The 12,898-nt window shown below is 39.8% G+C and carries 3 protein-coding genes, 1 tRNA gene and 5 pseudogenes; 3 read left to right on the top strand and 6 right to left on the bottom strand.

Going from position 1 to position 12,898, the window contains the following annotated elements; genetic code table 11:
* Nucleotides 1-555 precede the first annotated feature (555 nt).
* Both STRDD10_RS11505 and STRDD10_RS11500 read right to left on the bottom strand, forming a co-directional pair.
* A pseudogene (locus tag STRDD10_RS11505) lies at nucleotides 556-4,422 on the bottom strand (glycosyl hydrolase family 95 catalytic domain-containing protein); the annotation flags it as partial.
* Nucleotides 4,423-4,788: 366 nt separating this feature from the next.
* Nucleotides 4,789-8,217: pseudogene (locus tag STRDD10_RS11500) on the bottom strand (YSIRK-type signal peptide-containing protein); the annotation flags it as partial.
* Between the two features lie 250 nt (nucleotides 8,218-8,467).
* Here STRDD10_RS11500 and STRDD10_RS11880 point away from each other — a divergent pair.
* Nucleotides 8,468-8,563, top strand: a pseudogene (locus STRDD10_RS11880) (IS30 family transposase); the annotation flags it as partial.
* A 21-nt stretch (nucleotides 8,564-8,584) separates the two neighbouring features.
* Nucleotides 8,585-8,860 (top strand): annotated as a pseudogene (locus STRDD10_RS10445) (tyrosine-type recombinase/integrase); the annotation flags it as partial.
* A gap of 71 nt (nucleotides 8,861-8,931) precedes the next feature.
* Here the strand turns inward: STRDD10_RS10445 and STRDD10_RS04325 are convergent.
* Both STRDD10_RS04325 and STRDD10_RS10440 read right to left on the bottom strand, forming a co-directional pair.
* Nucleotides 8,932-9,004: transfer RNA gene (locus tag STRDD10_RS04325), tRNA-Thr, on the bottom strand.
* Nucleotides 9,005-9,135: 131 nt separating this feature from the next.
* Nucleotides 9,136-10,064: pseudogene (locus STRDD10_RS10440) on the bottom strand (IS30 family transposase).
* A 211-nt stretch (nucleotides 10,065-10,275) separates the two neighbouring features.
* On the opposite strand from STRDD10_RS10440, the gene yajC reads away from it, so the two are divergent.
* Entirely contained in the window at nucleotides 10,276-10,608 is a 333-nt protein-coding gene (gene yajC, locus STRDD10_RS04310) for a preprotein translocase subunit YajC (RefSeq protein WP_067193420.1), read from the top strand.
* A 1,152-nt stretch (nucleotides 10,609-11,760) separates the two neighbouring features.
* Here the strand turns inward: yajC and STRDD10_RS04305 are convergent.
* Both STRDD10_RS04305 and STRDD10_RS04300 read right to left on the bottom strand, forming a co-directional pair.
* The gene (locus tag STRDD10_RS04305) at nucleotides 11,761-12,360 is read right to left on the bottom strand and encodes a response regulator transcription factor (protein WP_067193418.1); all 600 of its coding nucleotides are present in this window, start codon (nucleotides 12,358-12,360) and stop codon (nucleotides 11,761-11,763) included.
* A partial coding sequence (locus STRDD10_RS04300) for a sensor histidine kinase (RefSeq protein WP_231853372.1) occupies nucleotides 12,361-12,898 on the bottom strand: 538 nt, incomplete at its 5' end.

Here is a 12,898-nt window from a genome sequence, read left to right as displayed (position 1 = left end):
GGTTGGGGTGTCAACTGGTTTATCTGGGACAACTGGATCGCTTGGAGTGTCTACTGGTTTGTCTGGAACAACTGGATCGCTTGGAGTGTCAACTGGTTTGTCTGGAACAACTGGATCGCTTGGAGTGTCGACCGGTTTATCTGGAACAACCGGATCGGTTGGGGTGTCAACTGGTTTATCCGGGACAACTGGATCGGTTGGAGTGTCAGCTGGCTTATCTGGGGTAATTGGTTCATCTTTTTCTACTTCGCTCGCAATTCTTAGAAAGACAGAACTACTAGTCAAATCTCCTTTCCTTGAATAAGCCTCAATGAAGCCTCCTTCCACTAACTGAGATCCTGTTGGTAATGTTAGAAGAATCTGATTGTCGTCTCCTTCTAATTCTACCGTTTCATTTAACAAGATAGCTCCCTTAGAAGAGTGACTCATTTTAAGAGGTTCCAATAAACCAGGAATTTTGATAAAGATAGTATCCCATTTCCCACTTGGCAAGGTTACTTTGATAGTCTGTTTTCTAATTGACAAGTCATTCAAACTTGGGGTATCTAGAAAATCCGTTTGTTCTGTTTCTTGTAATACAGTAAAATAATCCAAAGAAATCTTAGAACGTTCATTGGTTCGACCCTTATTTGTCTTCTTAACCGTGATTGTCATGGTATGCGGACCATTTGTCAAACCATCATAACGACCTATGAGAACACTCTTTTGAACAGTTGAATCATAAAAATCTAATTCAGCAACTTCCTTACCATCAATTGTCACTTTTGCTAGTCCGAGGTATGGTGTTTTTAATCCATAAACTTCAATTCCAACTCCATCAAAAGTCAAACTGGCAGTCGCTGCCTCCTCTGATTGATTCCCATTTGTAATATCAGCAAATTTCTCAGTTCCCTCATATAGGCTATCATCTGACCAGTCTCCAAAGGCTGCACCATAGTGAATTCGACTATCCCGATCATCAAATACTTGGCTAAATAACTTCACTCTGACACTATCTGAAGCTTGACTCGTCTTTTCTCCAAACATGGCCTGAACACGATAGCGGTAAGTACGTGAAGCATCTAAGGAATGATCTACAAACTGAGTTTGACGAGTAATAAAACGTTTCCCATTTGAATCTGAACCATCTGTATCTTCGATTCGTTCAATAAGGTAATGACTAGCCTCTTTAACTTCATTAAAGTTAAGAACTACACTTGCAGGGCTTGTACGTTCCGCAGTCACGGTCGTTACACGTCCTAGGAAGTTTTCAAAGGTGATAACATCGCCTTTTTGTGTTGCAAGCTGGATACGATTTCCTTTCACAAGCTCTGGCTTGACTTCCTTGCCATTAATCTTCACAAGCGTGTGTTCAATGCTTGGATAGTCCACGACCAGTTTGGCACCACTATGGGAGATAAAAGTCAACATTTGCAAATTCTTATCTGCCCACTTCATGTTGGTTTCAAAGTTTCCTCGAGCAACTAAGCCTGACACTTCTCCATCCTTCCAAACATCAGGAAGAGCTGGGAGTGGTGCGATGTAGCCTGAATGGGACTGCAATAGCATCTCCGTCATTCCACTTGTAGCCCCGAAATTTCCATCGATTTGGAAAGGTGCATGAGTGTCCCAAAGGTTTTCAAGCGTAGATGATTTTAGTTGCTCAGCTAAGAGTTTATGAGCACGATTTCCATCTAATAGACGAGCCCAAAGATTAATTTTATTGGCCTTTGACCATCCAGTTCCTCCATCCCCTCGGTCATTCAGACTCTTGCGTGCTGCATCTAGGTATTCCGGTTCATCCTTACTGAAGAGAGTTCCTGGGAAAAGACCAACTAGGTGGGAAGCGTGGCGATGGTTCTTCTCAATCCCCTCCCCTGTAAAGTCCGTGTTATCCTCTTCGTACCATTCTTTGATTTGGCCATCCTTGTTTATATGGAGTGGTTTGAGCTTATCAAACTTAGCTTGTATTTCCTTAACTAAATCTTGATCTACCTGTAGGTGGTTAGCAGCTTCCATATAATCATGGAAGAGTTGCCAAACGAGAGACTGATCGAAGGTATTTCCAATAGTAATCGTACCATGCTCTGGAGAGTAAGATGGAGAGGACACCCAGCGATCACTTGCCTTATCATAGTGTAGGAAGCTATTCCAGAACTTGGCTGTTTCCTTAAGCATCGGGTAAATCTTGGTTTTGAGATACTCCTCGTCCTGAGTAAACTTGTAATAATCATAGACGTTTTGCATCATCCAGGCATTAGCCGCTGGTGACCAGCCCCAGTAATAATTCCAACCTGGTGTGGTCCATCCAAACGGTGTGGCTTGGGTATGCACCAACCAGCCATTTTCCTGACCATCTTTGGACTCGATTCCCGCATATTCCTTAGCAGCAATTCTGCCATAATAGCGCATATCATCGATATAATTAATCATCGGTTTCGCATTTTCAGCTAAATTGCTACTATAAACAGGCCAATAATTCATCTGCAGATTGACATTAAGGTGATAATCCGAGTTCCACGGTGGATTGTCCACACCATTCCAGACACCTTGTAAGTTAGCTGGTAGCGCATCTTGATGGTCACGAGAAGAACTGATTAGCAAATAGCGTCCATATTGGAAAAATAGTTCTTCTAAACTTTGGCCACTTTCTGACTTGTAGTTGGTCAGCATGTCCTTCGTCGTGTTTTCACTAACTTTGCCACCAAGATTCAGTTTGACACGATTGAAGAGCGATTGGTAATCTTTGATATGACTATCCTTAATGACTTGATAATCTTTAGCCTTGGCTTTTGCAACAGTTTCTTTAACCGTTTTTTCCACATCCATATCCTTTCGATAGTTAGTCTTAGGATTTTGGGCAAAGTTGGTTTTAGCACTAAGAAGGAGATCGGCATAACTAGCTCCTACTACCTTTAGCTGCTGGTTTTCCACCGTTACTTGACCATCAGTCTTTATACCTAGATAAGAAGCAAATTGAAGACCGTTATCTTTGACTGTCCCTTTAAGGAGAATGCCTTCCTTCGTTACAGTTACTTGACCATCTTTAAAGTCAGATTGTTGACTCGTGTAATGACCACCATTAATCAAATCACGTGTCAAGTCCATTCTGAGTGTGAAATCCAGTTTCTTGTCCCCTTTTTGTGCCAAGTGGGTCACCGTCACATCATCAGGGAAGCTAGAAAAGGTTTCACGGATAAAAATCGTATCATCCTGAGTATAACTAGTGCTAGTAATAGCTGTGCTAATGTCCAAACCACGATAATAGTCATGAACACTTGATTGTTTTTTACTCTGATTTGTGAAGTCTAACCGAATGTCTCCAAAAGCCAAATAGCGACCATATTGGGCATTATTAGGACCAACCAGATATGTTTCAGCTAATTGTTTAGCAGTTTTCACATCACCAGCTTCTAAAGCCTTTCTGATGTCCCCCATAACCTTGTAACGTTCCTTGTAGTTACCACCATTGTAGTCTGTGCTGTCAGGACGTGGACCACCAGACCAGAGTGTTTTTTCGTTGTATTGAATGCGTTCCTTGCCAATGAGTCCAAAAACTTTTGCTCCCATTTCTCCATTTCCTACAGGGAGAGCCTGTTTTTCCCAACCATCGTAGGTGGTGGCCGCTGGTGTCTTGTAATTCAAGCTGTACTTGCTCGGGGTAGTCATTGGAGATTCTGGTTGAGCTGGGATTTCAGCTGGTTGGCTTGGTTGGTCTGCTTTCGGCGTATCCTCAGTAGGCTTACTCGGTTTGAGACTTTCAGGAATGAACTCATAGAATGCTTTAAGTTCTGCTACAGCAACAATTTTATCCTGATTATCAGCCTGCCAATGAGCCGTGTGAAGAGCCGTCAAGCGAATAAATTTTGCTTCTACAGGTTTTATTGCAATCGTTTGAACCTGTAAATCTGCTGCATCAATCTTCTTGGTGTTATCTGTTTCACCATTTAAGATTTCAGCGCGTTCCCAATTTTCTCCATCGGAGCTAACTTCGAGATAGAGCTGTTTGATATTCCCAACTGCATTTGCCACCTGACGTGGAGTGTAGACAACACCGTTAATCTTGCTTGACTCAGATAATTCTAACATAATCGTTTGCTTTTCCTTGCGATTATCTTTGTTAGGATTGCTTGCCCAGTAGCTGGTTTTATCCTCATCTACTACCGCACTAGCAGGACGTGGACCGCCATCATTTTCATCATAAGATGTGGCAGTAACTGCCTTAAGGTCTATTATGCGTGTTTCAGCTTGCGGTTGCAACTCTTGGCGCCGTTCTTTTACTTGTTTGAAATCCAAACCTTGGTTTTCTAGGATGAGATGTTCTAGCTCACCCAAGATTAGATTTGCCTGTTTCAGTTCATGACGCACCTTGCTCTTATCATAGGCTGTATTATGTAACTGACCATTGACGTAAAGACGCAAACTACCATTCGCTTGTCGCATAGCGGTTACGACAAATTCTTTACCAACCTGCAAGAGTTCATCTGCTTGACCTTTATCCTCTAGATTTAGTTCAGTATATGGAGCCGAAATAACTTCCAAGTCTTTTACTGCAAAAGTTACGCGCCCCTTATCATCTACAGATAATTTCCATTCTTCACCTTGTTGGGCAAGCGTTTGGTTGAGCTTACTTAGATTTGCCTTAACAGTGACACTAAAAGCTCCTTTCCCAGCAATCCCTGTTTCTTTCAATACCTGTTCCTTCTGGATACTTGCTAAATCTAAGACACGACCATGCTTATAAGCAGTTAAAGTTAGCTCCCCACTCGCTTTGTTGGCATGAGCAGAACGATCTTTTACATCCTTATAATGAACGCTCACTTTTTCCTTGTCCTTAAGCTCTTCTACCAAAGTCAAGGTTACTGTTCGCAGATCTGCATTGAGTGTCTGACTCACAACTGTCTTTCCCGTTACAGTAAAGCTAGCACCATCCAGCAAGACACTCTCATCAAAGCTGATATCGATAGTTTTCGGCCCAGTCACCCTTGCTTCTTGCAAAGTAGCTGGTGTCATGTCATCCATCTTACTATACTCAAAAATGACCGTCTCATAAGGTTTGAGGTGAAGGGTAATACTATCCCCGTACTTGCTAGTTTCAAGCGTGTTATGACGACTATCTCCTAACACCACCTTGCGATAAAGATTGCTGATATTTTCAGGCATCCCAACTAAGCGGTCTAGTTTAAGAGTGTAATCTTGTTCCTTGTTAATAGGATTGCGTACAGAGAGAATCCCCTTATCCCTATTCCAAGCAGAGTAGCCATAAACCTCACCATGACCTGGTTTACCACCATGGAAACGAGCGTGCTTGAGCGTTTCGTAATTCTTTTCAATCCAGTTAACCGCCTCACCATTGACCTGCCATTTATCATCATCCATCATGCTAGGACTGTAATAAAACTCCCAGAAGCCTGTACCACGAGTTCCTAACATATAAAGATAGGTGCGCAATTCATCTGTACTAAAATTGATTTTTGGTCGATAAGTACCATTTGGCTCACTGCGTTTACCTGAGTTGGCTGTATTTCCATAAACCGGGTCATGGTTGTAAATATTAGCAAATGGCAACTGCCATTTTCTTAGTTTTACCAATTCCTCATAGCGGTCATCACGATAAGTAATAGCTTCATTAGCATCACTACCAAAATCTAAATGGCGGTACTGGTCTTTCTTAACCCCATCTTGGTAATCCACATCGGCAGAATTTTGCATCCAAATAGAGTTAACCCATTGCAAGAACCAAGGTGACGGTGGGATATAAGACGTCAAATTAATCCACATTTTATCAGGGTCTGTCGCATTCTTTCGGATAGTATTGTAGAGGTCAATCCAGCGTTCATGAGTTTCCGTCATGGAGTACATGTTCATGTACCCACCACCGATTCCATTCTCATCTGTTTCAGATTTTGGATTAAGCAAAAGACCATCTAGCTTCCAATAGTTGATACCAAATTTTTGGTCATACTCTTTGAAGCGCTCATGTAGGCCATCTACATAGCGTTTATCACCAATGTAAACAACACCAGCATGTTTGGAACCCTTGTTTTCCTTAGAAAGAGCATCTGCCATCTCACCAGGATTACCATAACCACCTTGAGGACCTAACCAGAGACCAAAGTGAGAGCCAAAACGACCAGTCTGACGACTAGAATCATAGAGTTTATTAGGGAATTTTTGATTGAATTCCCATAAAGATTTCATATTTTGCCATCCATCATCTACGACATAAGAATCGAGTGGGGAGACACCACCACGAGTAAAACCACGATCCACTTGGTCAAAGCTTTCTTTGATGTTTTCAGCTGTGATATCTTTCATGTGGTCAAACCAAGAGTTGTACTGCTTACGATAGTAGGTCTTCTGACCAATCTCACTTAGGTATTTGTAAAAATCCTGTTGCAAAACTTGGTAATCATCTGAACGAGCACTCCCCATAACGGTGTTCCAAGTATGATAAATGCCCTTATCATCCTTGTTCAGTTGGGCAAAACTCTTACCAGAATAGTAACGAGAAAACAAAGTTCCATCTTGAACTGTATTCAATGCAACTGGAAACTCAGATCCTGTGTAGAAACTTCCCACATAGACGGGTTGACCCAAACCAGCATAGAATCCGTTGAAACCGCCCATCTCAGAGATATTGGCTTGTTTAGAAAAGTCCTCGACTTTTTCATCGCCAACCAGTTTGTAAGATTGCAAATCTATCGTTTCAATCGTCAACTGTTCAGCTTGTTCTTTAGGAACACTGATCTCTAAGTGGCTTTGGCTATAAGCTGCTGTATCTTTTAGTTCAACTACATACTTAATCGATACAGGAACATTGTTATAAACATAAGGTTGAAAGGTAACGGTGACACGTTTACCGTCTTTGGTAGTTTCTTCCTTGATACCATCTTTAGCAACTGTCAGTTGTTTCAGAGAGAGTTGCCGTTTGCTGAGGATTTCTGCAACCTTAGCTTGATACTCCACCAAGCGTTTCTGCTGTTCTAACTGCAATTCTGTCACAGTCTTGCTCGATACATCAAACTCAGCTGCACTAGCAAATGGTTGTCCATTTTGACTAGAGAGAATTTCTAATTTTATCTCTTTAACACCTATTTGTTTTTCAAAACTGATAAACTTTGCAGACTTATCTGTGAAACGTGGCAAAGTACCACTAGCCACTTCAACAAAGTCGCCAGTTTCTTTCTTAACAGAAAGTTTATAGTCTTTAATGTCCCCATTATCACCATTCTGACGTGGGAGATAAATAAATGTTGCAATATCCTTCACATCTGGAAAAGAAAAAGTCAGAGAAATCGGCAACTGCTTAATCGTACCTTCCCCACTACCATACCGACTATGCCAGATAGTCTCAGGTTTGTTATCCTTGGCAAAATCTACGGCTCCTTCAGTTCCTTCCGTAGATTGTTGAGAAGTGGTTGTCAAAATCCATTTTTCACGATCCGTGCTTTCAGACATAAATCCTAGCTGATCTGGTAAATTTTCCTCTACATCATCGGTTTTTTTAAATTGGATGGTAAATTCTTTAGAATCTGGAGCAAAAGTTAAGGTTTTACTTGTCAGTTTGTTGGTGACAGACTCTGTATGTAATTTGCCATTTTCAACCTTGAAACTACGTTTAAATTGACTATTTTCTAGGATAAAGGATTTGTTAATGACTGGAGTTTCCTCTGAGCTAGCAGCTTCTGTTTCTTTTTCAGACTTTTCTGGACCAGCTGTTCCTAACTGATCTAACAAATCTTTCAAAAAATCCCTAAACTCACTAGGTAAGTCTTCAGGATGATTAAAGTCAACATCACCAGCACTTCCTTCACCATGTTCTGCTTCATAGATTGTCTTAGCTGTTTCCAAGATCGGTTTTAGCTGGTCTGGGATGACGAGGTCATCTTTTTTGGGAGCAACCTCCTTATCAACTGACCTGCTTTCTGTAGTGCTAGTGTTGGTTAGAGAAGTTGAACCTTCCTCCTCTACTTCAGGAGCTGAGGGCTCTGCTACTGGCTGGGATTGATCCGTATCTGGCTGAACTGGAGTCATTTGTGGGTGACTACTTTCAGTCGGCTGAGTTTCTGTAGTTGATGCCAGGTTTTCCGCCTCACTCTTTGGTGCCATCTCCACCTCAGCAGCCAGAGCAGTATTTGCTCCAAAAAAAGTCGCACCAATCATGACAGATGCTGCGCCAAGCGTAAACTTACGAATGCTGTACTTGCATCGTTTTTCAAAAAATCTCTTATCCATAAGATGACTGTTTTCCTTTCGTTTTTAATTAGGGTAAGCGTTTTCAAAATAAATTAAAAAGAAACCTCCTCACTTCTACTTACCCTTATTTTAATTTGATATATTTGTAATTTTAATATATCAAAACAACGCTAAAAAAGCAATGATTTATCTCATTTTTCTTTAACTTATCAAAGAAAAAGGCTCTATAATATCTGTAGTGGGTAACTCCACCGCGGGTATTATAGAGCTTTTTCGATTTCGCATTCTTTTATCAGCTATATCTGATAAAAGAAATATAATTCCTAGGAAATCATTGAATTATCAATCACCCTACCAAGTTTTTCTGAGTTACTTGAAAAGTCTAGCTTATTTTGACAATTTAGGTTTTCAACACTATGGATATGTACAAGATATCCCAAATATTGCTACTGTAAATAAAACATTAAAGGTAGCATTGATTGAATTAGATATTTCCCCAATTATTACACAAAAGGGGCTCATCATACATTTGGTAGTTACCTGTGGCATAACGAGATTGACTTAGGGGTTCATAGCAAAAATACTTGGTCATAAAGATATTTCAATGTTAATTGAAGTATATGGACACACTCTGGAAGAAAAAATAAATGATGAATTTAATAACATCCGAAAACTTTTGTAATTTTTTGGAGCAAATTTGATTTGAACAAGCAAAAAAGCCCATCAAATCAAGCTTTTTCTTCTATATTTCGATGCCGACTGCAGGGATCGAACCTGTGACCTACGCGTTACGAGTGCGTTGCTCTGCCTACTGAGCTAAGTCGGCGACTACTCTATTAGTATAGCATTCTAAAAAATAAAGTCAAGCCTTTTTAGTTCAACTTTTTAAACAACATTTGAATAAATTTTTAACGCTCCCCAATTGTCAAGTCAAGTGCAACAAAGTCATTCCTCTGATTAAGTGAGTGTTCTTCCAGCTGTTTGAGCTAGCTCAAACAGCTTTTTTGCGGACTGATAGTTATGAATTCGTCTTGGTCTTTCGTTGATATCTTTGGAGTAGTCTTCTAAAAGCTTTGGATTGAAATCTTTTAGTGAAACTCCCTTTGGAATAGACTCTCTCAGCAATCCGTTGAAATTCTCATTCGTACCTCGTTCATAAGATGAATAGGCATGAGCAAAATAAACATCCAATCCCTCTATCTCGTTCAAGGATGAAAATTCACTTCCATTGTCCGCAGTGATGGACTGAATGGGATAATGTTTCATACACTCCAATACTGCTTGATTCACATACTCGGCCTTCTTCTCAATAAGTTTCCTTGTAACAGCGTAACGTGTTTGTCGTTCGACTAAGGTCAGAACAGAAGGTTCTCCGACGGTCTTTCCCTCAGAACAGAGTCGAATTCCCAATCACCAAAGCGGGAACGATTATTGATTTCCTCAGGTCTTTCTTCAATTGACTTTCCTAGATGTTTTTTGGTCGAAGGAACAATCTCGTTCACATGTTGGAGTTTATAGGTGTGAACGAAGGTATCAACGCTATTCACTCTTGGTTTTTCTTTCATAGCCTCTGTAAATTCTGCCAGAAAGTCATCGGAAATGTGACCCAGTTTCAGATAATAACTAGCCTTTCTGGCTTGACGATAACGATTTTGGGCAGCATCTGCATAATAGTGTAGATAGTAAACCTTCTGACCATTTACTTTTTTCACTTGTGTTATGGAACCTCGACTAATTTCACGAGTAATAGTAGATCGATTTCTTCCCAGTCGACGAGCAATCTCCGAAGGTTTGAGCCCATCGTCTAAATAAGCCTCAATTTTTCCTCTTTCAACTTCAGATAAGTGTTTGTAGGATTGATTTGTGGTAGAATAATTAGTAGACATATTCATCTTTCTTTATGCTGTTTTTCGCAATTCTAGTATATCAGATGAACGTGTCTTTTGTGTTGCATTTCATTTTACAACAAGGTTAATGAAGTTTTTTATACTATTTTAAAATTAACTACATTTACATGATTTCAAGATTAGATAATGCTTGAAAAGTTTTGAAATATTTGTTATAGTTAGGACTAGATAGATTTCAAAGGAGTGCACTATGAACTTTGCTACATTATTTATTTTCTTTGCTTTGATGGTTGGAATGATTTTCTTTCAAACTCGTTCCCAGAAAAAACAAGCTGAAAAACGACTAGATAGTCTAAAAAAATTATCAAAAGGTAACGAAGTCATTACTATCGGCGGCCTTTACGGGACTGTTGATGAAATTGATATTGAGAAACAAATCATTACTTTAGATGTCGATGGAGTGTTCTTGCCATTTGAATTGAATGCAATCAAAACCGTGTTACCTGTTACTGAAGTAGTTATAGTAGGTGCTAATGACAGCTCTCAAACTGATTTAGATGTTTCTATTTCTAATGACGATTAATCTAGCAATTTTTACTTCTTTAAGATAAGAACGCAGACCATTAGGTTTGCGTTTTCTTTTACTATTTTAACTGGAACTAATGTGTGTTTCTCTCCCTGATGCTAGCTAATTCAAAGAATTTCAAACACTAGAATCATATTATGTTTTACTATATTATCGATTATAGTCCTAAGATGATTTTAATAAAAAGCTATTCGCTAGCAAATAGTGAACTATATTCTGAAAACGATGTCTCTATTATTCATCTTAGTACAAGTACTTGCCATTTGTGATGTTATTCTGAAACAGCCATATGTGCCACAAAATTTCCATTCATGTTCTATCTTCCTTTAGCTCATTACAGTTCGAAAGAACAACATTTTATTTATAACTTCCCAGATATCCCCATTAACAACATCGATATCATAATCAAAGGCTTGTGTCATAGTATAATGAAAACAATTGCTAATAAAGGAGTTACAGACTATCAAATTATAGAATCTAAAATCTTTAGTGGCATGTAGCCTATATCAGATAAGATATTCAAAATCTTTACATGATGATTGATTATAATGTAAAGAAAAACTGTTCATGCTATTAATCATGTCTGGTGTTTTTTAACTCTTTATCACTTTTCAGATGTGCAGAAACAATTAAAACAGTCGACTTTTCGTCTGCTGAATCGACTCTTTTCAAGTATGGTTCCACCAAATAAAAGCTGAGGGAGAATTCCTAACTAAGACTGAAGCAACAAAAAATGTCCTATAAAGGATTACCAAACTTAGCTAACCTAGTATTGCATCGAAGTTTCAATGAATCAGACCGGTAGTCACAACTAATCCACTATAATATTTTATATCCCATTATAGATAATACATTTTGAGGAATACTGTAAGTAGCTCCTCAGTCCCATCTCCGGTTTATTTCATAATCTACAATTTTAGTCTTTTTGTGCTTTTTGAGTATTTTGTAAATCACTAGAATCACGTGTTATCTCAACCAATTCTTATTAATTTTTTATTTCGTCGTTCTGACTATTTTTATAATTAAATTTTACTGATGTGACTAATTTTCATTTCTAGTCCATAGCATCTTCAGAAATATGTAAGTGAAGAGTTTTAATGAAAAACCTCAGTCAACCTCATTTCCAACCCTAAAATTCCACAGAAATTATCATAACCAACCCTTTTCCTGAGCAATTTTAGCTGCTTCTGTACGATTGGTGGCTGCCAACTTGGAAAGAATGGTCGTCATATAATTTCGAACAGTTCCATTAGACAGATAGAGTTTATCTGCGATTTCTTGATTGGACAGCCCCTGAGCGACTGCTTGTAACACAATCACTTCTTGCTTTGTGAGAGGATTGGGATGGGTCATCACCACCTCCATCAGTTCGGGGGAGTATTCCTTGCCTCCCGCTAACACTGTATGCAAGGTTTGCATGAGATCTGAGATGCTCCGCTCCTTTAAGACAAAGGCATCCACACCCGCCTTAACAGCTCGCTCAAAGTAACCGGGACGTTTAAAGGTCGTCACGATCACCACCTTGGTTTTTACCACCTCTTGCTTGATCCACTCCAGTACCTCCAGTCCTGTTTTGACAGGCATTTCGATATCCAGGATGGCAATATCAACGTCCTCACTCTCCAAAATCTGGATAGCTTCATCCCCATTTTTAGCCTGTAAGACCGCCACAATATCCTCTTGCAGACTCAAAAGCTGGCACATAGCATCTCTCAGCATACTTTGGTCTTCTGCGACTAATACTTTCATCTAGTTTCTCTCCTTATAAGGCAGGTGCACCCGCACCTCTGTTGGATTTTTCAAACTCACGATTTGGACTTGTCCTGAAAATGGTAGGACCCGATCACGGACTGTGTGCAGTTCTTTTCCTCCTACCCTAGTAAATCCCTTGCCATCATCCAGAACGCTTAGGATCACTTCCTGGTCCCTTCGAGTTAACCTTAGGCTGGCTGACCGAGCCTTGGCATGCTTGATAATATTGGTCGCAAGCTCCAGAAGGATCATGGCAGCTGTCGATTCCAAATCCTGGGTCAAACTAGCCTTGTCCAACTGATTCTCAATCTGAACCTCAATACCAGCAATCTCCAACATCTTCTTAACGGTTTCTAGCTCGGAAGCCAAAGTCCGTGATTTTAGATTTTCCACAATCGTGCGCACTTCATTCATGGAATCTTTACTAATCTGGTGAATTTCTTTTAATTCTTTCTCCACCTGCGGATAAGCCTCCATTTGAAGCAACTGGATAGCCAAGTCTGTCTTGACACTGAGCATTGCAAAGGTGTGCCCC

It is taken from the genome of Streptococcus sp. DD10 (assembly GCF_001578805.1).
Lineage (GTDB): Bacteria > Bacillota > Bacilli > Lactobacillales > Streptococcaceae > Streptococcus.
Note: the sequence above shows the minus strand (reverse complement) of the source record. Positions and strands in the feature narration are given on the sequence as shown.

Bases quoted from the DNA above. Each gene is read 5' to 3' on its own strand.
- yajC (WP_067193420.1), top strand. From the start codon at position 10,276: ATGAACTTTGCTACATTATTTATTTTCTTTGCTTTGATGGTTGGAATG.
- STRDD10_RS04305 (WP_067193418.1), bottom strand. From the start codon at position 12,360: ATGAAAGTATTAGTCGCAGAAGACCAAAGTATGCTGAGAGATGCTATG.